The organism is Pseudomonas sp. MEJ086 (genome assembly GCF_030209025.1).
GTDB lineage: Bacteria > Pseudomonadota > Gammaproteobacteria > Pseudomonadales > Pseudomonadaceae > Aquipseudomonas > Aquipseudomonas fulva_A.
In genome coordinates, this window is record NZ_JARVSV010000007.1 from 76,375 (window position 1) to 97,407 (window position 21,033).

General features: G+C 61.5%; 20 protein-coding genes. 14 read left to right on the plus strand and 6 right to left on the minus strand.

Annotated elements, in window-relative coordinates:
• The 4 genes from crcB to ftsK are packed head-to-tail and all read right to left on the minus strand — an operon-like array spanning nt 1 to nt 4,759.
• On the minus strand, nt 1-375 hold the full coding sequence (crcB, locus tag QRN22_RS04540; RefSeq protein WP_042552657.1) for a fluoride efflux transporter CrcB: 375 nt from the start codon (nt 373-375) through the stop codon (nt 1-3).
• Nucleotides 372-1,697, minus strand: a complete 1,326-nt coding sequence (locus QRN22_RS04545) for a replication-associated recombination protein A (protein ID WP_042552656.1) — start codon at nt 1,695-1,697, stop codon at nt 372-374. The genes crcB and QRN22_RS04545 overlap by 4 nt, the downstream gene beginning before the upstream one ends.
• 6 nt (nt 1,698-1,703) lie before the next feature.
• The gene (gene lolA / locus QRN22_RS04550; protein WP_042552655.1) at nt 1,704-2,330 is read right to left on the minus strand and encodes an outer membrane lipoprotein periplasmic chaperone LolA; all 627 of its coding nucleotides are present in this window, start codon (nt 2,328-2,330) and stop codon (nt 1,704-1,706) included.
• A gap of 20 nt (nt 2,331-2,350) precedes the next feature.
• The gene (gene ftsK, locus QRN22_RS04555; protein ID WP_042552654.1) at nt 2,351-4,759 is read right to left on the minus strand and encodes a DNA translocase FtsK; all 2,409 of its coding nucleotides are present in this window, start codon (nt 4,757-4,759) and stop codon (nt 2,351-2,353) included.
• Between the two features lie 215 nt (nt 4,760-4,974).
• Here ftsK and trxB point away from each other — a divergent pair, with 215 nt between their 5' ends.
• The 4 genes from trxB to infA all read left to right on the plus strand — a co-directional run bounded on the left by trxB (nt 4,975) and on the right by infA (nt 7,815).
• Nucleotides 4,975-5,925 carry a thioredoxin-disulfide reductase gene (gene trxB, locus QRN22_RS04560; protein ID WP_042552653.1) on the plus strand — a complete coding sequence of 317 codons (951 nt, stop codon included), beginning with the start codon at nt 4,975-4,977 and terminating at the stop codon, nt 5,923-5,925.
• Nucleotides 5,926-5,973: 48 nt separating this feature from the next.
• Complete coding sequence (gene aat, locus QRN22_RS04565; protein ID WP_042552652.1) at nt 5,974-6,675, plus strand: leucyl/phenylalanyl-tRNA--protein transferase; 702 nt, start codon at nt 5,974-5,976, stop codon at nt 6,673-6,675.
• 68 nt (nt 6,676-6,743) lie between these two features.
• Nucleotides 6,744-7,451: an arginyltransferase gene (locus QRN22_RS04570; protein ID WP_042552651.1), complete on the plus strand. Its 708-nt coding sequence runs from the start codon at nt 6,744-6,746 to the stop codon at nt 7,449-7,451.
• 145 nt (nt 7,452-7,596) lie between these two features.
• Nucleotides 7,597-7,815, plus strand: coding sequence for a translation initiation factor IF-1 (gene infA / locus QRN22_RS04575; RefSeq protein ID WP_002553999.1), 219 nt, complete (start codon nt 7,597-7,599; stop codon nt 7,813-7,815).
• Between the two features lie 129 nt (nt 7,816-7,944).
• Here the strand turns inward: infA and clpA are convergent, their stop codons facing one another.
• Nucleotides 7,945-10,215 carry an ATP-dependent Clp protease ATP-binding subunit ClpA gene (clpA, locus tag QRN22_RS04580; protein ID WP_042552650.1) on the minus strand — a complete coding sequence of 757 codons (2,271 nt, stop codon included), beginning with the start codon at nt 10,213-10,215 and terminating at the stop codon, nt 7,945-7,947.
• Between the two features lie 29 nt (nt 10,216-10,244).
• Nucleotides 10,245-10,607, minus strand: a complete 363-nt coding sequence (clpS, locus tag QRN22_RS04585) for an ATP-dependent Clp protease adapter ClpS (RefSeq protein WP_042552649.1) — start codon at nt 10,605-10,607, stop codon at nt 10,245-10,247.
• Nucleotides 10,608-10,828: 221 nt separating this feature from the next.
• Between clpS and cspD the strand changes: the two genes are divergently transcribed.
• The 10 genes from cspD (at nt 10,829) to QRN22_RS04635 (ending at nt 20,895) form a co-directional block, all read left to right on the plus strand.
• A complete protein-coding gene (gene cspD, locus QRN22_RS04590) occupies nt 10,829-11,095 on the plus strand; it encodes a cold shock domain-containing protein CspD (protein ID WP_042552678.1) in 267 nt (88 codons plus the stop codon).
• A 527-nt stretch (nt 11,096-11,622) separates the two neighbouring features.
• Complete coding sequence (locus tag QRN22_RS04595; RefSeq protein ID WP_042552648.1) at nt 11,623-13,851, plus strand: NADP-dependent isocitrate dehydrogenase; 2,229 nt, start codon at nt 11,623-11,625, stop codon at nt 13,849-13,851.
• A 73-nt stretch (nt 13,852-13,924) separates the two neighbouring features.
• On the plus strand, nt 13,925-14,371 hold the full coding sequence (locus QRN22_RS04600) for an NUDIX hydrolase (protein ID WP_042552647.1): 447 nt from the start codon (nt 13,925-13,927) through the stop codon (nt 14,369-14,371).
• A gap of 92 nt (nt 14,372-14,463) precedes the next feature.
• Nucleotides 14,464-15,579, plus strand: a complete 1,116-nt coding sequence (mnmA, locus tag QRN22_RS04605; protein WP_042552646.1) for a tRNA 2-thiouridine(34) synthase MnmA — start codon at nt 14,464-14,466, stop codon at nt 15,577-15,579.
• Nucleotides 15,576-16,196 carry a high frequency lysogenization protein HflD gene (gene hflD, locus QRN22_RS04610; RefSeq protein WP_042552645.1) on the plus strand — a complete coding sequence of 207 codons (621 nt, stop codon included), beginning with the start codon at nt 15,576-15,578 and terminating at the stop codon, nt 16,194-16,196. Before mnmA ends, hflD begins: the two co-directional genes overlap by 4 nt.
• Before the next feature lie 185 nt (nt 16,197-16,381).
• Entirely contained in the window at nt 16,382-17,752 is a 1,371-nt protein-coding gene (gene purB, locus QRN22_RS04615) for an adenylosuccinate lyase (protein ID WP_042552644.1), read from the plus strand.
• A gap of 80 nt (nt 17,753-17,832) precedes the next feature.
• Complete coding sequence (locus QRN22_RS04620) at nt 17,833-18,999, plus strand: ribosomal protein uL16 3-hydroxylase (protein ID WP_042552643.1); 1,167 nt, start codon at nt 17,833-17,835, stop codon at nt 18,997-18,999.
• Nucleotides 18,992-19,417, plus strand: a complete 426-nt coding sequence (locus QRN22_RS04625; protein ID WP_042552642.1) for a GNAT family N-acetyltransferase — start codon at nt 18,992-18,994, stop codon at nt 19,415-19,417. Before QRN22_RS04620 ends, QRN22_RS04625 begins: the two co-directional genes overlap by 8 nt.
• Nucleotides 19,418-19,456: 39 nt before the next feature.
• Entirely contained in the window at nt 19,457-20,077 is a 621-nt protein-coding gene (locus tag QRN22_RS04630; protein WP_042552641.1) for a DUF7931 domain-containing protein, read from the plus strand.
• The gene (locus tag QRN22_RS04635; protein ID WP_082045726.1) at nt 20,074-20,895 is read left to right on the plus strand and encodes a secretin N-terminal domain-containing protein; all 822 of its coding nucleotides are present in this window, start codon (nt 20,074-20,076) and stop codon (nt 20,893-20,895) included. Before QRN22_RS04630 ends, QRN22_RS04635 begins: the two co-directional genes overlap by 4 nt.
• Nucleotides 20,896-21,033: the final 138 nt, after the last annotated feature.

A 21,033-nucleotide genomic window follows, 5' to 3' on the forward strand; every position in this document is an offset into this window, starting at 1 on the left:
TCAGATTTTGGTTAGCGAAAGGCCTGCCCAGGTAGCGAGCAGGCCGCCCAGTACACTTACCGCCACATAGCCAAGGGCCAATGGCGCCTGGCTGCTTTCCAGCAGGCGCAGGGTGTCCAGGGAAAATGAAGAAAATGTCGTGAAGCCGCCCAGCACGCCGACGATCAACCCTGCGCGGATCGGCAGTGGCACCTCGGGGCGTAGCATGAACAGACCGTAGAGTACCCCGATCAGCAGGCAGCCGACGAGGTTCACCAGCAAGGTTGCCGCATAGAAATGCTGCGGCCAGTGGGCATTGACCCAGTTACCCGCGGCAAAACGCGCCAGGGTGCCGAGGGCGCCGCCAACGGCGACGGCGAAAATGGTCACCATCATGGCTTTCTGCGCTGCCGCGGGCTGTTGGCGTCCTGATCGGCCAGATGGGCGAGCTTGTCGCGAATCTTCAGCTCCAGGCCACGTGGCACCGGCTGATAATAGCGGCGCGGTTCGATGTCTTCGGGAAAGTAGTCTTCGCCAGCCGCGTAGGCTTCGGGCTCGTCATGGGCGTAGCGGTATTCGTCGCCATAGCCGAGCTGCTTCATCAGTTTGGTCGGCGCATTGCGCAAGTGCAGCGGCACTTCACGCGAGCCGTTTTCGGCGACATCGCGCATGGCGGCCTTGAAGGCGCTGTACACGGCATTGCTCTTCGGCGCGCAGGCCAGGTAGACGATGGCCTGGGCCACGGCCAGCTCGCCTTCGGGGCTGCCGAGGCGTTCCTGGACGTCCCAGGCATTCAGGCACAGGGTCAGTGCGCGGGGGTCGGCATTGCCGATGTCCTCGCTGGCCATGCGCACCACGCGCCGGGCGATGTACAGCGGATCACAACCGCCATCGAGCATGCGTGCGAACCAGTACAGGGCCCCGTCCGGGCTGGAGCCGCGCACCGACTTGTGCAGCGCGGAAATCTGGTCGTAAAAGGCTTCGCCGCCCTTGTCGAACCGCCGCCGGGTATCGCCAAGCAGGTCGAGCAGCAATTCGGTGCTGATCTCACCGCCGTCATCGGCCAGGTCGGCAGCGTTCTCGAGAAAGTTGAGGAAGCGTCGGCCGTCACCGTCCGCCGCGCTCTTGAGAATGTCGAAGCTGTCGTCCGGCAGCTTCAGTTGTCGCTCGCCCAGCCCTTTGGCCTCGCTCAGCGCGCGGTCGACCAGCTTGCGCAGCGCCGCGTCATCCAGACTCTTGAGAACGTAGACGCGCGCGCGGGACAGCAAGGCGTTGTTGAGTTCGAACGAAGGGTTTTCCGTGGTCGCGCCGATGAAGATCAGCGTGCCGTCTTCCACGTAAGGCAGGAAGGCATCCTGCTGCGACTTGTTGAAACGATGCACTTCGTCGACGAACAGAATGGTGCGGCGGCCATACTGGGCGGCGTGCTGCTGGGCGACCTCGACGGCCTGACGAATCTCCTTGACCCCGGACAGCACCGCGGAAATGGTCTCGAAATGCGCATCGGTGACCTGTGCCAGCAAGCGTGCCAGGGTAGTCTTGCCGACGCCGGGTGGGCCCCAGAAGATCATCGAGTGCAAGGCGCCCTGCTCCAGCGCTTCGCGCAGCGGCTTGCCGCGGGCCAGCAGATGCTCCTGACCAACGTATTCGTCCAGCGTGGTCGCCCTCAGACGGGCGGCCAGTGGCTGGGCGACGGGCGCACTGCGAAACAGATCCACGACTACCTACTCTTGAATGACGTCCGCGCCCTCGGGGATTTCGAAGCTGAACTGCTTGTCATCCAGAGGCTCGTTCATCTTCACGCTCATGAACAGAATGTTGGTGCGCTGGCCAATGCTGTCGATTAATTGCATGTCGTTCAGCACACCGTTGCGGAACGACAGGCGCAGGCTGTCGAACAAGGTGTCCTTGGACTTCGGCTTGAGGATGAAGTCCACCACGCTGCCGCCTTCCTTGAAGGTGATCTCGAAGTTCTCGCGGATCTGCGACACATCACCGGAGAGCAACAGCGCCGGTGTGTGGGTCAGGCGCTGGTCGAGGGACTGGATGGTTACCTGCTCGAGATCCGGGTCGTACAGCCACACCTGCTTGCCGTCGGAAACCAGCAATTGCTCCATCGGCTCGTCGGTGTGCCAGCGGAACAGGCCCGGGCGCTTGAGGGCCAGCTCGCCGGAAGTCTCCTGCAGCTGGGTGCCGCTGCCGTCGAGGGACAGCTGGGAGAAGCGCGCGGTAATGGTCTGCGCCTGGTTGAGCAACTGGGTCAGGCGCTGTACAGCGGCTTCATCGTCAGCATGGGCGAACAGGCTCGCGGTACTCAGCACGGCGAGCAACATCAGGCGAATCAGGCGCATGTGAATCCTCTGTCAGGGTGTTAGTCGCGGTTCTGCCCGGGTGCAATGACCTCGCGCGAACCGTTGGTATTCATCGGCGTTACCACGCCGGCCATTTCCATGGCTTCGATCATGCGGGCGGCGCGGTTGTAGCCGATCTTCAGCTTGCGCTGCACCGAGGAGATGGACGCGCGGCGGCTTTCCAGCACGAAATTGACCGCTTCGTCGTACAGTGGATCCGACTCGCTGTCGTCGCCACCGTCGGAGCCACCGCCACCACCGTCGAAGCCACCACCGCCCTCTTCGGAGCCGGCCAGAATGTCTTCGTTATAGTCCGGTGCGCCACGCAGCTTCCAGGCTTCGACCACACGGTGCACCTCGTCGTCGGAGACGAAGGCGCCGTGCACGCGAATCGGCAGGCTGGTACCTGGCGGCATGTAGAGCATGTCACCGTGGCCGAGCAGCTGTTCGGCACCGCCCTGGTCGATGATGGTGCGCGAGTCGATCTTGCTCGATACCTGGAAGGCCATACGGGTGGGAATGTTGGCCTTGATCAGACCGGTGATCACGTCCACCGACGGTCGCTGGGTAGCGAGAATCAGGTGGATGCCCGCCGCCCGTGCCTTCTGGGCGATACGTGCGATCAGCTCTTCGACCTTCTTGCCGACGATCATCATCATGTCGGCGAATTCGTCCACGACGACGACGATGGTCGGCAGCGTTTTCAGCAGCGGCGCTTCGTCTTCCATGCTCTCGCGGCGATACAGGGGATCGGACAGCGGCTCACCCGCTTCGATGGCATCCTTCACCTTGCGGTTGAAGCCTGCCAGGTTACGCACGCCCATCTTCGACATCAGTTTATAGCGGCGCTCCATCTCGGCAACGCTCCAGCGCAGCGCGTTGGCCGCTTCCTTCATGTCGGTGACGACCGGGCAGAGCAGATGGGGAATGCCTTCGTAGATCGACAACTCGAGCATTTTCGGGTCGATCATGATCATCTTGGCGTCTTCCGGCCCCGATTTGAACAGGATCGACAGAATCATCGCGTTGACGCCCACCGACTTACCGGAACCGGTGGTACCGGCGACCAGCAGGTGGGGCATTTTCGCCAGGTCGGTGATCACCGGCTTGCCGCCGATATCGTGACCCAGAGCCAGGGTGACCGGCGATTTGGCGTCGTCGTATTCGGGGGTCGACAGCACCTCGGAGAAACGCACGATCTGCCGGTTCTCGTTGGGGATTTCGATACCCACGGTGGTCTTGCCGGGAATCACTTCGACCACACGCACGCTGGTCACCGCCAGCGAGCGCGCTAGGTCCTTGGCCAGGTTGGCGATTCGGCTGACCTTGACGCCAGCGGCGGGTTGGATTTCGTAGCGGGTGATCACCGGGCCGGGATGGATCGAATCGACCGACACCTCGACACCGAATTCCTTGAGCTTGATCTCCAGCAGGTGCCCGACACCCGCCAGGGACTCTGGCGAGTACTCGATCTTCTTGGCTTCTGCGGGGTCGAGCAGCGAGATTGGCGGCAGCGTGCCTTCCACGGCGCTGTCGACGAACAGCGGCGCCTGTTTCTCCTTCTGCACCCGTTTGCTCGGCTCGGGCGCCTTGGGCGCGGCCGGAGCGGTAATCACCGGAGCGGGACGGCTTTCCCGTTCGCTCATGTGCTTGTTGAGCGACTCTTCACGCTCGATCAGGCGTTCCTTGACCTTGGCCTGCTCGCGACGATCACGCACCACCGGGGCCGCCACGTCGTGAACGCGCTCGTCCACTTCACGCAGTTGCGCAACCAGTTGCTTGCGGTCTTGGCGCGAGCTCCACCAGCGGTTGACCACGCTCTGCACCAGCTCCAGCAGATCCAAGGTGATCTTGCCGGTAAGGTCCATGACCTTGAACCAGGAAAGGTCGGTGAACACGGTCAGGCCGAACAGGAACAGAGCGATGAACAGCAGCGTACTGCCCTGCACGTTCAAGGCCGCGACGGTCAGTTGGCCGAGGCTTTCACCCAGCGCACCGCCTGCCGATGCCGGCATGCCTGCGCTGCTCTGGAAGTGGATATAGGCCAGTGCTGCGCCCGACAACACCAGGAACACCAGGCCGATCAGGCGCCAGGAGAACAGCCAGCCGCTCCAGTGCCAGGGTTCGTGACGGGCACGGAAGACCTGCAGCGCCTTTATGCCGAGCAATAACGGGAAGAGATAGGCGAAATAACCGAGGGCCATGAACAGCACATCGGCGAACCAGGCGCCGGCACGACCAGCGGCGTTGTGCACCTGCTCGACGTTGCTGGTATGGGTCCAGCCCGGGTCGGCCGGATCGTAGGTGAGCAGTGCCATCCACACATAGAGGCACAAGGCCCCAAGGGCGATCAGCGCACCCTCCTTGAGGCGGTACGGCAGTTGCTGACGCCAGGCCGGCGCCGGTGCTGTAGAGCTAGAATTCTTCAAAACGCATTTGTTCCTGCGCCAGTAGCGCGCCGCATGATCGGTAGAGGACGAAACGTCGCCATTGTACGGCATGCCGCACCGCTGATGGGGGCTGATCGCCCCACCCCGCTCCCGCTAGCTTCGTGCTTCGGTGTAGCATAGCGGCCACTATTCGTCCGTGCGGCTCAATTTGAGCACGCATTCTCTTTTGTGACAAAGGCTTATGAGGTGTTTTTATGAGCGAAGTCAAGCATTCCCGCCTGATTATCCTGGGCTCCGGACCCGCCGGCTACAGTGCTGCCGTGTACGCTGCTCGTGCCAATCTGAAGCCTGTCGTGATCACCGGCATTCAACCTGGCGGCCAGCTCACCACCACGACCGAAGTGGACAACTGGCCGGGTGACGTCGAAGGCCTGACAGGCCCGGGCTTGATGGAACGCATGCAGAAACACGCCGAGCGCTTCGAAACCGAGATCATCTACGACCACATCCACACCGCCGAGTTGCAGAGCCATCCGTTCACCCTCAAGGGCGACAGTGGCACCTACACCTGCGACGCGCTGATCATCGCCACCGGCGCATCGGCTCAATACCTGGGCCTGCCGTCCGAGGAGGCATTCGCCGGCAAGGGCGTTTCCGCCTGCGCGACCTGTGATGGCTTCTTCTATCGCAATCAGGTGGTCGCGGTGATCGGTGGTGGCAACACGGCTGTCGAAGAGGCGCTCTACCTCTCCAACATCGCCAAGGAAGTGCACCTGGTGCACCGCCGCGACAAGCTGCGTTCGGAGAAGATCCTCCAGGACAAGCTGTTCGACAAAGTGGCCAACGGCAACATGCGCCTGCACTGGAACCACACCCTGGAAGAAGTCCTCGGCGACGCCACTGGCGTAACCGGCGCCCGCCTGCGCAACACCCTGGACGGCAGCACCAGCGATCTGCCGCTGGCCGGTGTATTCATCGCCATTGGTCACAAACCGAACACCGACCTGTTCCAGGGCCAGCTGGAGATGCGCGATGGCTACCTGCTGATCAAGGGCGGCAACGAAGGCAACGCCACCGCCACCAGCATCGAGGGTGTTTTCGCTGCCGGTGACGTGGCCGACCACGTGTACCGCCAGGCCATCACCTCGGCCGGCGCTGGCTGCATGGCTGCCCTCGACGTCGAAAAATTCCTCGACGACAACTGATCAACCTGGGCGGTGTAAAACCCGCCCTCCCCTGCCGCGGTTTCGCCAATGCTCACCTGGTTGCAACGCGACTCTCTGACCTTTCCGCCCCTCGACAAGGCCCTGCGCGAGCCCAACGGCCTGTTGGCCGCTGGCGGCGACCTGCGCGCTGACCGGCTAATCGCCGCCTATCGACACGGCTGCTTCCCCTGGTACCAGGACGGGCAGCCGCTGCTGTGGTGGTCGCCAGACCCTCGCACGGTGCTGTTTCCCAACGAAGTGCATGTATCGCGCAGCCTGCGCAAGGTCATTCGCCAGGGGCATTACCGGGTCAGCTTCGACAAGGCCTTCCCGGATGTCATTCAAGCCTGTGCCGCGCCACGCGACTATGCGGACGGCACCTGGATCACCACGCCCATGCAACAGGCCTACATCGAGCTGCACGGGCGTGGCGTGGCTCACAGCGTGGAGATCTGGCAAGACGAGCGACTGGTCGGCGGGCTCTACGGCCTGGCCATGGGCAAGCTGTTCTTCGGCGAGTCGATGTTCAGCCGCGCCGACAATGCCTCCAAGGTCGGTTTCGTGACCCTGGTCGAGCACCTCAGGCGCTGGGGTTTTGAACTGATCGACTGCCAGATGCCGACCCAGCACCTGCACAGCCTGGGTGCCCGGGCGATAAGCCGCGCGCAATTCGCTGACTATCTGCAGCGCTATCTCGATCAGCCCAGCACCGCCCACTGGCTGGCGCCGCTACAACCAACCGACGGGTGACAGGCCTGTTCTGGTGGAGGCCAGCGACCTGGCATACACTCATTCCAGGCTAACCTAGGGAGTCGATCATGACTGAGCTGGCTCGCCTGAAGTTCTACGCCACCCAGCCGCACCCTTGCAGCTACCTGGCCGAGGAACAGGCCACCACCCTGTTCCTCGATCCCAGTCAGCCCATGGATGCGCATATGTATGCCGAGCTTTCCGAGCTCGGCTTTCGGCGTAGCGGCGATCATCTCTACCGCCCGCACTGTCAGCGCTGCACGGCGTGCGTGCCCGCGCGGATTCCGGCTGCCCGCTTCGTGCCCAATCGACAGCAGCGCAAGATCCTCAAGCGCAACGAGTCGATTCAGGTACGTGCGGTGCGCCCGGTATTCAGCGAGGAGTACTACGCGCTGTACGTTCGCTACATCGAGCAGCGCCATGCCGACGGCGACATGTACCCACCGAGTCGCGAGCAGTTCTCCACCTTCCTGGTCCGCGACCTGCCGTTCTCGTGCTTCTACGAGTTTCGCGAAGATGGCCGCCTGCTGGCCATCGCCGTCACCGACGTGTTGCCTAATGGATTGTCGGCGGTCTACACCTTCTACGACCCCGACGAGGAGCGCCGCAGCCTGGGGCGCTTCGCGATCCTCTGGCAGATCGGTGAGGCGCTGCGAATGGGGCTCCAGGCGGTCTATCTGGGCTACTGGATCAAGAACTGCCGAAAGATGAACTACAAGACGCAATATCGACCCATCGAGCTGTTCGTCAATCAGCATTGGGTAGCCCTTACCTGACGGCTTTGCGCACCTCGGCACGACTGCGTCGCCGAAACAGGAACAGACCCTTGGCGTCAACCCCGTTTTTCGGGCACAATGCACGCCGCTTTTGCCTGGGGCCAGTTGCGCCGGGCCATTCATTGGATACCGAGGGCTTTACTGCATGTCGAAAGAAGACAGCTTCGAAATGGAAGGCACTGTCGTCGACACCCTGCCCAACACCATGTTTCGTGTGGAGTTGGAAAATGGGCACGTCGTTACCGCGCACATCTCCGGAAAGATGCGCAAGAATTACATCCGCATTCTGACTGGTGACAAGGTCCGCGTAGAGCTGACCCCTTACGACCTGAGCAAGGGTCGCATCACCTACCGCGCCCGCTAACAGGTAGGAGCCACGCTCCCACCTGCTTCGTGCGGTAATGAAAACGCCCGGCATATGCCGGGCGTTTTCGTTGCTCTTGCAGCGTAATCCGCCTGATTTGGCGGGCTCGACGAGCCCGCCAGCCATGCCTCAGGCCATTTCCGCCGTGGTCTCGAAATCGAACGTCAGTTCGCCGTTCTCGAGATTCACATGGACGGTACCGCCATGCTCGGACAGCTCGCCGAAGAGGATCTCCTCCGCCAGCGGACGCTTGATCCGATCCTGGATGAGACGAGCCATTGGCCGCGCGCCCATCTGCACGTCGTAACCCTGCTCCGCCAGCCAGTCACGCGCAGCGTTGCTGACCTCGAGCATGACGCGCTTGTCTTCGAGCTGCGCCTGCAGCTCGATGAGAAACTTGTCGACGATGCTCTTGATCGTTTCGTGACTGAGGCGGCCGAACTGGATGATGGTGTCCAGGCGGTTGCGGAACTCCGGCGTGAAGCTCTTCTTGATGACTTCCATGGCATCGGACGAGTGATCCTGATAGGTGAAACCAATCGACGCCCGCGAGGCCGTTTCGGCACCGGCGTTGGTGGTCATGATCAGGATGACGTTGCGGAAATCCGCCTTGCGCCCGTTGTTGTCGGTCAGGGTGCCGTGGTCCATCACCTGCAGCAGCAGGTTGAAGACTTCCGGGTGCGCCTTCTCGATTTCATCGAGCAGCAGCACGCAATGCGGCTGCTTGGTGATGGCCTCGGTCAGCAGGCCTCCCTGGTCGAAACCGACATAGCCAGGAGGGGCGCCGATCAGACGAGACACGGTGTGTCGCTCCATGTACTCGGACATGTCGAAACGTACCAGCTCGACACCCAGGGCCTTGGACAGCTGACGAGCCGCCTCGGTCTTGCCGACGCCAGTCGGGCCGGCGAACAGGAACGAGCCGACCGGCTTGTCCGGCGCCTTGAGGCCTGCGCGCGACAGCTTGATGGCAGTGGCGAGCGAATCGATGGCAGCGTCCTGACCGAATACGGTCAGTTTCAGGTCGCGCTCCAGGTTACGCAGCAATTCCTTGTCGGAGCTGCTGACGTGCTTTGGCGGAATCCGCGCGATCTTGGCGACGATGTCTTCGACCTGCGGGACGTCGATGCGCTTGAGGCGCTTGTCCTGCGGCTGCAGACGCTGATAGGCACCCGCCTCGTCGATCACGTCGATCGCCTTATCGGGCATGTGCCGATCGTTGATGTAGCGCGAAGCCAGCTCGGCAGCTGCACGCAACGCCTCATCGCTGTACTCGATGTCATGGTGCTGCTCGAAGCGCCCCTTGAGGCCCCTGAGGATGCCGATGGTGTCTTCCACCGATGGCTCGACCACGTCGACCTTCTGGAAGCGCCGTGCCAGGGCACGATCCTTCTCGAAGATTCCGCGGAACTCCTGAAAGGTCGTGGAGCCGATACAGCGGATCTCACCCGACGACAGCGCCGGCTTGAGCAGGTTGGAAGCGTCCATGACGCCACCCGACGCAGCACCGGCGCCGATGATGGTGTGGATCTCGTCGATGAACAGGATCGCGTGGGGGCGTTTGCGCAGCTCGGTGAGCAGTGCCTTGAGGCGCTTCTCGAAATCGCCGCGGTACTTGGTGCCCGCCAGCAGTGCGCCCAGATCGAGGGAGTAGACCACTGCGTCGGCGAGCAGATCAGGCACCTGATTGTCGACGATGCGCTTGGCCAGCCCTTCGGCGATGGCCGTCTTGCCGACGCCCGCCTCGCCAACCAGCAGTGGGTTGTTCTTGCGGCGGCGGGCGAGAATCTGCGCCACACGCTCGACTTCGTTCTCACGGCCGACCAGCGGATCGATACGGCCCTGACGCGCCAATTCGTTCAGGTTGCTGGCGTAGGCATCCAGCGGATTGCTGGAAGACGAGGACTCACCGCCCTCTTCGTCCTGCATTTCCTGCTCGGCGTCCGGGGATGTTCCCTGGCCAGGCACCTTGGAAATGCCGTGGGCAATGAAATTGACCACGTCGATACGCGCCACGCTCTGCTGCTTGAGCAGGAACACGGCCTGACTTTCCTGCTCGCTGAAGATCGCGACCAGTACGTTGGCGCCGGTCACTTCACGCTTGCCGGAGCTTTGCACGTGGAACACCGCACGCTGCAGAACGCGCTGGAAGCCCAGTGTTGGCTGGGTTTCACGCTCTTCGTCATGCTGTGGAATCAGCGGCGTGGTCGAGTCGATGAATTCCTGCAGATCGTTGCGCAGCTTGTCCAGGCTGGCGCCACAGGCGCGCAGCACGCTGGCTGCGGCTTCGTTGTCCAGAAGAGCCAGCAGGAGGTGCTCCACCGTCATGAATTCATGACGCTTGGCACGTGCCTCCTTGAAGGCAAGGTTGAGGGTGACTTCGAGCTCTCGATTTAACATAGCTTCACCTCATGCCCAAGCGGCCGGCGTTAACCGTCCTTCTCGATTTCACAGAGTAATGGATGCTGGCTTTCCCGCGCGTATTGATTGACCTGGGTGGCCTTGGTCTCAGCGATATCGCGGGTGTAGAGACCGCAAACGGCGCGACCTTCGGTGTGCACGGTCAACATGATTCTGGTCGCCACCTCCCGATTGAGGTTGAAGAAGGTCTCGAGTATCTCGACCACGAAATCCATGGGGGTGTAGTCATCATTGAACAAGATCACCTTGTAAAGCGGAGGCGCCTGCAATGCCGGCTTGGATTCCTCGACGGCCAGGCCTGAAGAGTCGTCCTCATGCGGTGCGGGTCGATCCTGATTGAATGTTAGTCGAATCTGGCTACTTGCATGCATGCTGGATAAAAGGTTCGTGGGTGAATGGAGATGGGCAGCAAAAACTAAGACCCGTTTATCGTTGCTTCGTGCGTTGCCTTGACTATCGGCAAAAGGGTGTTACAACCAAAGGATACCCCTACGGGGTGAAAGGGCTTGCGCACGTACGAGCTATCTTACGGACGCGGGATCTAATGTGGATGATACTCCAGCAATGGAGTTCCTTGCAGAGGGATATCAGCATGCTAAGTGGTAAGGTCAAGTGGTTCAACAACGCCAAGGGCTATGGGTTCATCCTGGCCGACGGCCGAGATGAGGACCTGTTCGCCCATTATTCGGCCATCCAGATGGACGGGTACAAAACCCTGAAAGCCGGACAAGCCGTGAGCTTCGATATTATTCAAGGCCCCAAGGGCCTCCACGCCGTGAATATCAGCGCTGCTCAGGCAGCTTCTGAAGTTGCTACCACCGCCACCAGCAGAGTGCGCGGGGAGACCGTCGAGGTTTGATTTCCTAAGCTGCTTGGCTGCACGCAAAAGCCGGTCTCAGGACCGGCTTTTGCGTTTCAGCGATGAAATCGGTCACTCCTCATCGGATCTTCGTCCGTCGGCCTGCTACGACCTTGGTCCAATTGACCGCGGGATACCGCGAAACGCCTGAGCCCAGACAGTAACGCCATGGCCTGCGCTTGCTCGTCGAGAACCTCGACGAGGCCCCTTCATGGCGACTTCAGCAGCCCGAAACGCCCATCCGATCCGCGCTCCCAGCAACTTGGTCACTGCCATCGCCCTCTGGTTTGATATACTCGGGCGCTGACTGAGTAGTCATAAAGGCGCATTTGCCTGGAGTACGGCTTCCAGCACTCGTCGCGCCGACCTTCAGAGGCGATCCGCTACCGCCGTCGGTCGATTGCGACACCCAACATCATCGGGATGGAACTTCGAATTCACATCATTGATGCCGAGCCGTGGTCAGAAGCCACCTCACCCGGATCAGTGCTTTGTGCAAGTTCAGCAAAAAGAGAGTTAAATCAAATATGACCACACGCTCTAAGATTATCTACACCCTCACCGACGAAGCCCCTGCGCTTGCGACCTACTCCCTGCTCCCTGTCGTCAAAGCCTTCACCGCCTCTTCGGATATCGCCGTCGAAACCCGCGATATCTCGTTGGCCGGCCGTATTCTGGCCCTCTTCCCCGAGTTTCTGACCGATGCTCAGAAACAGGGTGATCACCTGGCCGAGCTGGGTGCACTGGCTACTACGCCAGAAGCCAACATCATCAAGCTGCCGAACATCAGCGCCTCGGTTCCGCAACTGAAGGCCGCGATCAAGGAGTTGCAGAGCCAGGGTTACGCCCTGCCTGACTACCCGGACACCGGCGACAGCGACGAAGCACGCGACATTCGCAGCCGTTACGACAAGGTCAAGGGCAGCGCCGTGAACCCGGTACTGCGCGAAGGCAACTCCGACCGTCGCGCGCCGCTGTCGGTCAAGAACTACGCCCGCAAGCACCCCCACAAAATGGGCGCCTGGAGCGCTGACTCCAAGTCCCACGTGGCGCACATGGAAAGCGGCGATTTCTACGGCAGCGAAAAGGCCGCTCTGATCGACGCCAAAGGCAGCGTGAAGATCGAACTGATCGGCACCGATGGCACCGCCACCGTGCTGAAAGAGAAAACCTCGGTCCTGGCCAACGAAGTCCTGGATTGCTCGGTACTGAGCAAGAAGGCACTGCGCAGCTTCGTCGCCGCAGAGATCGAAGACGCCAAGAAACAGGGCGTGCTGTTCTCGGTCCACCTGAAGGCCACCATGATGAAGGTCTCCGACCCGATCATCTTCGGCCAGATCGTTGCCGAGTTCTACAAGGCTGCCCTCGAGAAGCACGCTGCGGCCCTGCAGGAAGCCGGCTTCAACCTGAACAACGGTATCGGCGACCTGTACTCCAGCATCAAGAAGTTGCCCGCTGACAAGCAGGCCGAGATCGAAGCCGACATCGCCGCCGTTTATGCCGATCGTCCGGCGCTGGCGATGGTCAACTCCGACAAGGGCATCACCAATCTGCACGTACCGAGCGACGTGATCGTCGACGCCTCGATGCCAGCCATGATTCGTGACTCGGGCCGTATGTGGAACACCGCAGGCGAGCTGCAAGACGCCAAAGCGGTGATCCCGGATCGTTGCTACGCCGGCATCTACCAAGTGGTCATCGAGGACTGCAAGGCCAATGGTGCCTTCAACCCGACGACCATGGGCAGCGTACCGAACGTTGGCCTGATGGCTCAGAAAGCCGAAGAGTACGGCTCCCACGACAAGACTTTCCAGATCCAGGCCAACGGCGTGGTTCGCGTCAGCGATGCCAATGGCAAGGTGCTGATGGAGCAAAAGGTCGAGGAAGGCGACATCTTCCGCATGTGCCAGACCAAGGACGAGCCGATCCAGGATTGGGTCAAGCTGGCCGTGAACCGTGCACGCCTGAGCGACACCCCTGCGGTGTTCTGGCTGGACCCGGCGCGCGCGCATGACGCCGAAATGATCAAGAAGGTCGAGCAGTACCTGAAGGATCATGACACCAGCGGCCTGGACATCCGCATCCTCGCCCCGGTCGAAGCCATCAAGTTCTCCCTGGCACGCATTCGCGAAGGCAAGGACACCATCTCGGTGACCGGTAACGTACTGCGCGACTACCTGACCGACCTGTTCCCGATCATGGAACTGGGCACCAGCGCCAAGATGCTCTCGATCGTGCCGCTGATGAATGGCGGCGGCCTGTTCGAAACCGGCGCTGGCGGTTCTGCGCCGAAGCACGTCCAGCAACTGGTCGAGGAAAACTTCCTGCGCTGGGATTCGCTGGGTGAGTTCCTGGCTCTGGCCGCTTCCCTGGAGCACCTGGGCAACACCTACGACAATCCGAAGGCACTGGTACTGAGCAAGACCCTGGATCAGGCCACCGGCCAGTTCCTCGACACCGACAAGTCGCCAGCACGCAAGGTCGGCGGTATCGACAACCGTGGCAGCCACTTCTACTTGGCGCTGTACTGGGCTCAGGCTCTGGCGGCACAGAATGAAGACGCCGCACTGCAGGCGCAGTTCGCACCGCTGGCCAAGACCCTGAGCGACAACGAAGCCAAGATCGTTGCCGAACTGGGCGCGGTACAGGGCAAGCCGGCTGAAATCGGTGGTTACTACGCGCCGAACAAGGAGCTGACCGAAAAAGTCATGCGTCCAAGCGCGACCCTCAACGCCGCCCTGGCCTCTCTGGCTTGAGTGATTCGTTGAGTTAAAAGGACCCCGGCCCTGTGCCGGGGTTTTTTATTTCCTACCCGCTGAAGGAGGCTTCATGACCTGGCATGCGCACGTCACCGTTGCAACGATCGTCGAGCAAGACGGACGTTTTCTGTTCGTCGAAGAACTCAAGGGCGGCCGCCTGGTGCTCAATCAGCCCGCCGGCCATCTGGAACCCCGGGAAAGCCTGCTGCAGGCCGCGGTACGGGAAACCCTGGAAGAGACCGGCTGCGATGTCGAGCTGACCGGCGTTACCGGCATCTACCTGTACACCGCACCGAGCAACGGCGTGACCTATCAACGCATCTGCTTCACCGCCAATCTGCTCGCGCATCACCCCGAGCGCGCGCTGGATAGCGATATCAGCGGCATCCGCTGGCTCACTCATGAAGAGCTCCAGGCCGAGTCCGATCACCTGCGCAGCGAGCTGGTGATGCGCTGCCTGGACGACTACCTGGCGGGCGCCCGCTTTCCCTTGAGCCTCATCCACGAACCGATGTAGGCACGGGCGGCGCTCGCGCAAGCGGCCGAACTGAAACGTCGGGCACATCCTGTTAGAATCTCGCCCCTTTGAAGCCTGTATTGATCCCGACCATGCAAGATCCAGCCACTCAGCGCGTAATCGTCGGCATGTCCGGCGGCGTCGACTCCTCCGTATCGGCCCTGCTGTTGCTCGAACAGGGCTATCAGGTCGAAGGCCTGTTCATGAAGAACTGGGACGAGGACGACGGCACCGAATACTGCACCGCCATGGACGACCTGGCCGACGCCCAGGCCGTTTGCGACCGCATCGGCATCAAGCTGCACACCGCCAACTTCGCGGCCGAGTACTGGGACAACGTGTTCGAGCACTTCCTGGCCGAGTACAAGGCTGGTCGCACGCCGAACCCGGACATCCTGTGCAACCGCGAAATCAAGTTCAAGGCGTTCCTCGACTACGCCCTGATGCTCGGCGCCGACCTCATCGCCACCGGCCACTACGTGCGCAGGCGTGACATCGACGGGCGCAGCGAGCTGCTCAAGGGGCTGGACCCGAACAAGGATCAGAGCTATTTCCTGCACGCCGTTGGCGGCGAGCAGATCGCCAAGACCCTGTTCCCGGTTGGCGAGCTGGAAAAGCCCCAGGTGCGCGCCATCGCCGAGAAATACGAGCTGGCCACCGCCAAGAAGAAGGACTCCACCGGCATCTGCTTCATCGGTGAGCGGCGCTTCAGCGATTTTCTCAAGCAGTACCTGCCGGCGCAGCCGGGCGACATCGAAACCACCGAAGGCGAGGTCATCGGCAAGCACCACGGCCTGATGTACCACACCATCGGCCAGCGCCAGGGCCTGGGTATCGGCGGTCTCAAGGATGCCGGCGACGAGCCCTGGTACGTGTTGCACAAGGACTTGACCCGCAACGTGCTGGTGGTCGGCCAGGGCAACGAACACCCCTGGCTGTTCTCCCGCGCCCTGAACGCCTCGCAGATCTACTGGGTCAATCCGATCGAGCTCGATGCTCCGCGTCAGCTGACGGCCAAGGTGCGCTATCGCCAGGCCGACCAGACCTGCACCCTGGAACGCAGCGCCGATGGCTACCGGGCCACGTTCGACCAGCCGCAGCGCGCAGTCACGCCCGGACAGTCCGTGGTGTTCTACGATGGTGATATCTGTCTTGGCGGTGGCGTGATCGAAAGCGCCGAGCCCTGGAGCGAGGGCGCCCCGCGATGAACCCGATACAAGAACAGTTGATCGCCCTTGGCGCGGTATTTCAGGCCGCGGTGATGGTCGACAAGATCGCCAAGACCGGCCAGGCCGCCGAGAGCGAAGTGACCTGCCTGATCGGCAGCCTGCTGGTGCGTGACCCCAAAGGTACCCTGGATGTGTTCGGCGGGGATGACCTCAATCTGCGTGACGGTTACCGCGCCCTGGTCAGCGCCCTGGAGCGCGACCCGACCAGCCTGCAGCGCGAGCCCCTGCGCTATGCACTCGCCCTGCTCGGCCTGGAACGTCAGCTCGACAAGCGTGGCGACCTGCTGCAGTTGATGGGTGGGCGCCTCGATCAGATCCAGAGCCAGGCAGAACACTTCGGCATTGGCCACGAGAACGTGATTTCCTCGTGCGGCGCGCTGTATCAGGACACCATCAGTACCTTCAAGCAGCGCATTCAGGTGCAGGGCGACAGCCGCTTTCTGCAGCAGCCGGCCAATGCCTCGAAAATCCGTGCCTTGCTGCTCGCTGGCATCCGTTCCGGACGCCTGTGGCGGCAGTTGGGCGGTCATCGCTGGCAGTTGGTGTTCAGTCGTCGCAAATTGCTGCGTGAGCTTTACCCGATGCTGCGCGGCTGACAGCACTCTCAAGCCGAATATCAAGACTCTGGCTTATCTTTATGATTAGTATGGATTTTCACTTGAAAATCTCGCTTCTTGGAAAGCCATCAGTCCGCTGTTCCTCGAAGCCTGGCGCTTGCAACGCGCCACTTCGTGTATGATATGCCCCCTTTTCAACGCCCGACTGTCCGAGAACGCCTCCCATGCTGCTTTCCTCGCTCACCGCGGTTTCGCCCGTAGATGGCCGCTATGCCGGCAAAACCAGCGCTCTGCGCCCCATTTTCAGCGAATACGGCTTGATCCGCTTCCGCGTTCAGGTCGAAGTCCGCTGGCTGCAGCGCCTCGCTGCCCACGAAGGTGTGAGTGAAGTCGCGCCCTTCTCCGCCGAAGCAAACGCGCTGCTCGATGAGCTGGCCGAGAACTTCGCGGTCGAGCACGCTGAGCGCGTCAAGGAAATCGAGCGCACCACCAACCACGACGTCAAAGCCGTGGAGTACCTGCTCAAGGAACAGGCTGCCAAGCTGCCGGAGCTGGACAAGGTCAGCGAGTTCATCCATTTCGCCTGCACCAGCGAGGACATCAACAACCTGTCCCACGCCCTGATGCTGCGTGAAGGCCGTGACAACGTGCTGCTGCCGCTGATGCGCCAGATCGCCAGCGCCATCCGCGAATTGTCGGTGAAGTTCGCCGACGTACCGATGCTGTCGCGTACCCACGGCCAACCGGCCTCTCCCACTACCCTGGGTAAAGAGCTGGCCAACGTCGTCTATCGCCTCGAGCGTCAGATCGTGCAGATCGCCGCCGTGCCGCTGCTGGGCAAGATCAATGGCGCTGTGGGCAACTACAACGCTCATCTGTCGGCCTACCCGCAGATCGACTGGGAAGCCAACGCCCGCCAGTTCATCGAGAACGATCTGGGCCTGCAGTGGAACCCCTACACCACGCAGATCGAGCCGCACGATTACATCGCCGAGCTGTTCGATGCCATCGCCCGCTTCAACACCATCCTCATCGACTTTGATCGTGATGTCTGGGGCTATATCTCCCTGGGCTACTTCAAGCAGAAGACCATCGCCGGCGAGATCGGCTCGTCGACCATGCCACACAAGGTCAACCCGATCGACTTCGAGAACTCCGAAGGCAACCTGGGTATCGCCAACGCGCTGTTCCAGCACTTGGCCAGCAAGCTGCCGATTTCCCGCTGGCAGCGTGACCTGACCGATTCCACCGTGCTGCGCAACCTCGGTGTCGGCTTCGCCCACAGCGTGATCGCTTATGAAGCAAGCCTCAAGGGAATCAGCAAGTTGGAGCTCAATGCTCAACGTATTGCTGAAGACCTGAACGCCTGCTGGGAAGTGCTCGCTGAGCCGATCCAGACCGTTATGCGTCGCTACGCCATCGAGAACCCCTATGAGAAGCTCAAGGAGCTCACTCGTGGCAAGGGCATCACGCCAGAAGCGCTGTTGGCCTTCATCGATGGCCTGGATATGCCGCAGCAGGCCAAGGAAGAGCTCAAGCAGCTCACTCCCGCCAACTACATCGGCAACGCGGTGGCTCAGGCCAAACGCATCTAGGCTATAGCCAGTCTCAAGGACGCCCGGCTGAAGCCGGGCGTTTCTTTTTATACGCTTTAATAAATATCAAGGACTTACAGATGAATCCTGATGCTCCTCTTCAGCTATTGGGTGGCCTGAGCGCACGTGAGTTCCTGCGCGATTACTGGCAGAAGAAGCCCCTGCTGGTGCGCCAGGCCATCCCCGCGTTCGAAAGCCCGATCTCTCCGGACGAACTGGCCGGCCTCGCCCTCGAGGAAGAAGTGGAATCGCGCCTGGTAATCGAGCATGGCGAAACGCCTTGGGAGGTGCGCCGGGGCCCCTTCGCCGAGGATGCGTTCTCGCAGTTGCCAGAGCGCGAATGGACGCTACTGGTGCAGGCCGTCGACCAGTTCGTTCCGGAGGTTGCCGAGCTGCTGGAAGAATTCAAGTTTCTGCCCAAGTGGCGTATCGATGACGTGATGATCAGTTTCGCCGCACCTGGCGGCGGCGTTGGTCCGCACTACGATAACTACGATGTGTTTCTCCTGCAGGGCCATGGCCGTCGTCGCTGGCAGATCGGCCAGATGTGCGATTCGCAAAGCCCCCTGCTGCCGGATCTCGACATGAAGATCCTGGCTCAATTCGATCAAACCGAAGAATGGGTTCTCGAGCCCGGCGATATGCTCTATCTGCCGCCGCTCCTGGCCCATAGTGGCACCGCCGAGGATGACTGCATGACTTATTCCGTGGGTTTCCGCGCACCCAGCGCGGCCGAAGTATTGACCCATTTCACCGATTTTCTCGGTCAGTTCCTGCCCGATGAAACGCGCTATAGCGACGCCGGCACCGTGCCCGTCAGCGACCCCAACGAGATTCAGCGCGACGCCCTGGACCGCCTCAAGGCGCTGCTCGCCGAGCACATGAGCGACGAGCGCCTGTTGATGACCTGGTTCGGCCAGTTCATGACCGAGCCACGCTACCCGGAGCTGATCGCCGGTATCGAGATCGACGAAGACGGCTTCCTCGACCAGTTGGAAGACGGCGCCGTGATGATCCGCAACCCCAGTGCACGCATGGCCTGGTCCGAAGTCGGCGAAGACCTGGTGCTGTTCGCCAGCGGCCAGAGTCGCGTCGTTTCCGCCGGCCTGCGTGAGCTGCTGAAAATGATCTGCTCTGCCGATGCCCTGCACCTGGAAAACCTTGGCCCATGGCTGGCCAACGACGAAGCACGCACCCTGCTGCTGGAACTCGCCAAGCAAGGGAGCGTGGAGTTCGCCGATGAATGACCTGCACGTACGCATCGCCGACTGGCACAGGGATTACGAAGAACTGCGACGCATCCGTGAAACGGTATTCGTCGCTGAGCAGGCGGTGCCGCCTGAGCTGGAATGGGACGCCGAAGACAGTGATGCCGTGCATTTTCTCGCCTGCGAAGGCGATTACCCGATCGGCACCGCGCGCCTGCTGGCCGATGGTCAGATCGGTCGGGTATCGGTACTCAAGGACTGGCGCGGACTGAAGGTCGGCGAAGCGCTGCTGCATGCAGTGATCGCCGAAGCCGAGAAACGCGGGCTGAGTCAGCAAATGCTCAGCGCCCAGGTGCAGGCAACGCCGTTCTATGAAAAGCTGGGCTTCACTGTAGTGAGTGACGAATACCTGGAAGCGGGCATTCCCCACGTCGACATGGTGCGCAGCAGCGGCTGATGAATCAGCTGTGGCTACGCCGGTGCCACAGAGGTCAGCATGAACGATGAACACACGCCCGATGATGCCGAACTCGAACCCATCGAGTTCGAGTCACCCGGGCGTTTCACCTTGCACAACCCGGACAGCCAGCTGCCATCGCCTGCCGCCTGGGAACCGGCGCCCTTCGTGCTGGGCAGCGAGCAGGCGCTACAGCGTTTCAGTTTGCCCGACCACGCCCGTAGCCATGCGCTGGCACTGATGCAACAGGCCGGCCGTACACTGTGCCTTTACAGCCCCGACCTCGAGCCCTGGCTCTACCACCACAGCAGCATTCAACAGGCGTGCACGCAGTTTCTGTTGAGCCACCGCAACAGCCGGCTACGCATTCTGGTGCGTGACAGCAGTCGCGCAGTTCGTGACGGGCATCGACTGATCGCCTTGTCGCGCAAGCTGTCCAGTCACGTGCAGATTCGCCGCTGCCATCCCGATTACCCGGCCCCCGAGGGCGCTTTTCTGCTGGCTGACGATCAGGGCCTGCTGGTGCGCCCCGAGCCGGATCAATTTGCCGGCTATGCGAAATACCAGGATCCCGCTCGTGTTCGCCAGTTGCAGCGGCTCTTCGACCAAACCTGGGATACCAGTATCACCGATCCTGATTTGCGGAGTTTTCTGCTATGAAGAGTTTCCTGCTGAAACGGCGCTTTCTCGGCGCAGCGCTGCTCGCTTTCAGTCTCTCGGCGTCGGCTGCCACCGAAGTCATCCCGCTCAACTACCGGACCGCAGCCGACCTGCTGCCCGTGGTGCAGTCGGCCCTCGGTAACGAGGGGCGCGTCAGCGCCTACGGCAACCAGCTCATCGTCAATGCGTCACCCGGCAAGATCGAAGAGGTCCGCGCCCTGCTCGGCCAGCTCGATACCCAGCCCCGGCGGCTGCTGATCAGCGTCGACACCAGTGAGTCCGCCTACCGCGATGACCGGGGGTACAGCGTCGATGGCAGCATCAGCGCCGGCAACGGCCAGGTGGATATCGGCCGCGGTGAAATCCAGGGGCGTGATCAGGCACGCATCATTCGCCGCAGCACCGACAGCCGCGGCGGCGGCACTCAGCAGGTACAGACCAGCGAAGGCTATCCAGCGCTGATTCAGGTCGGCCAGAGCGTGCCGGTGACCACCAGCAGCCGCGGCCCCTACGGCCAGATCACCAACAACACCGAATACCGCAACGTCACCCAGGGCTTCTACGTCACCGCCAGCCTGGCCGGCGAAGTCGTGCATCTGGATATCAGCAGCAACCGGGATCGGCTGAATCAGAACCAGCCGGGCGTGATCGACATTCAGCAGGCCGATACCCGGGTCAGCGGCCGGATCGGCGAGTGGATCAGCATTGGCGGCAGCAGCGAGCAAAGCCAGGCAGACCGCAGCGGCGTATTGCGGCGCTACTCGACCGAAGGCCGTGAAGATATGAGCATGCGCGTGAAGGTCGACGTAATCGACTGAAAGCCCCGTAAAACGTGACTATACGGTCGATCTAAGACTTATGTAGTAGATCTAAAAAAACACTACAAAAACGATTGACGAACATTTTCGTCGGTCGCATGATGGCCTCGCTCCCGCTAATCAGGGGCTCTGGAAACG